2 protein-coding genes are annotated in these 1,934 nt (G+C 59.0%); one reads left to right on the top strand and one right to left on the bottom strand.

What is annotated here, in order from left to right; translation table 11 throughout:
• Positions 1–242 precede the first annotated feature (242 nt).
• Positions 243–959, bottom strand: coding sequence for a phosphoserine phosphatase SerB (gene serB / locus Q0341_RS06460; RefSeq protein WP_299511319.1), 717 nt, complete (start codon positions 957–959; stop codon positions 243–245).
• 321 nt (positions 960–1,280) lie between these two features.
• Between serB and Q0341_RS06455 the strand changes: the two genes are divergently transcribed.
• A partial coding sequence (locus tag Q0341_RS06455; RefSeq protein WP_299511318.1) for a hypothetical protein occupies positions 1,281–1,934 on the top strand: 654 nt, incomplete at its 3' end.

Raw genomic sequence — 1,934 nt, 5'->3', positions numbered from 1 at the left:
AAATTCCGCTCCAAATGACGCTTCGCGAAGGGATGGATGTCGGACCATAAAGGCCACGACCTACGGGGAGTTCATATGTCGCTTCGCGAAGGGATGGATGTCGGACCATAAAGGCCACGACCTACGGGTTTGGTAGGTCGGCGCCTTCAGGTCCGACAAAAGCGGTGGTGCGCCACCGCCGCATGACATGTTGCTGCGCGAGGTATTGGGCATCGGACTGTCAAAAGCGCCGACCCAAAGCTTCAGGGCTGCACAATTTCCAGCAGTCGATCCAATCCACCTGCGTTGATGGCCACCATGGCCTGTTCGCGCACCTTGGGCTTGGCGTGGTAGGCCACCGACAAACCGGCCACGCCCATCATGGGCAGGTCGTTGGCACCATCGCCCATGGCAATGGCTTGGCTGGGGGATATGCCCATCTGCTCGCAGGTTTCTAACAGCGTCTTGCGCTTTTCTTCGCCGTCGCAAATGTCGCCCCAAGGCTGATCCACCATGCGGCCGGTCAACACGCCATCAACCACCTCCAGCACATTCGATCGCGTCCAGTCAATGCCCAGCAAATCGCGCACATGGTCGGTGAAAAACGTGAAGCCACCCGAGACCAACAACACCTTCATGCCCGCCGCCTTGCAGGCCTTCACCAGCTCGGCAGCGCCGGGGTTCAGGCGCAAGCGCTCGCTGAGCACTTGCTGCATGTGGCCCACCGTCACGCCTTGCAGCAGGGCCACGCGTTGGCGCAGGCTTTCTTTGTAGTCGGTGATCTCGCCGCGCATGGCGGCTTCGGTGATGGCCGCCACTTCGGCCTTGCGGCCAGCGGCATCGGCGATCTCGTCCACGCACTCGATGTTGATCAGGGTGGAATCCATGTCAAAGGCGATCAGCTTGAACTGGGACAGCGAAAGGGGCGCGGTCAAGCCCTGCAGGGTCAGGCCGGGGGCCAATTCAGAGGCGGTGGACATGGGCAAAAAAGCAAATGGAGGGGTGAAACGCAGCGCCGCGCAGTCTAGCACGGGGCATGCAGGCATCGACCCTCTGACGCCAGGCGCACCACGGCTGGTTTGGCTTGCTGGTCGGGTGGCCCGCCAGGACCTGGGCTTGTATTCCGAGGCACACCAACAATTAAACATATAAGACGGTTAATTGTTAAAAATGTCAATACATAGTACGCCTTTTGGCTAGTTTACATAAATTCCACTTCAAGCATCATTGCGACATGGAGTTTCAGATCAATTTGCAGCTCTAAGTTTCTGAATTCATACAAGTTTTTTGAGGAAGTCACCATGAAAATAGCGAAATCTCAAGGTTCCGTGTGGCGGGTTTGGGTTCACCAATTGGGCCAAGCCTTCCTCGCCGGGTTGGTCTTGGCTTGCTCGGTCCAAGCCAGCAATGCCCAAACCACCCCTGTTCGGGTCAACATCGATTCGTTCGGTGAACCCTACACGACGGCTCTGGCCGCTCCCGCCACCCAAACCCGGGTCTTTGTTTACCGCAGCAGCCAAGTGCCCAACGCTGGGCCGGTCAACATCTACCTCAACGGTCAATACCACGCCTCTTTGTTGCGCGGTGGGTTCACTGAATTTTGTGCCGCACCCGGTGCCGTGAACATCAAAGCTGCCCTGGACGACGCCTCGCGCTTGCATGTCAGCAAGCTCGACCCCGGCCAGCGCCTGCCCCTCAAAGCGGGTCAAACCCTGTTCCTGAAGGTTGAAGAGAGCAGCCCACCTGCGCTGTCGATTGCCAGCGGCACCGAGGCCCAAACCAAGCCCGAAATGCTGGACACACGCCGCCAGATACACACGATCTCACGCGCCAAAGCCGCCCTGACCTGTGCCGAGCCTGCCGCTGTGGTGGCCAAACCCAAGCCCGCCGTGCCCCGCGAATACGCCCTCGAAACCGATGCGCTGTTTGAATTCGGCAAAGCTGAAATCCGCGCC

This window comes from uncultured Limnohabitans sp., assembly GCF_937889215.1.
Lineage (GTDB): Bacteria > Pseudomonadota > Gammaproteobacteria > Burkholderiales > Burkholderiaceae_C > Limnohabitans_A.
Note: the sequence above shows the minus strand (reverse complement) of the source record. Positions and strands in the feature narration are given on the sequence as shown.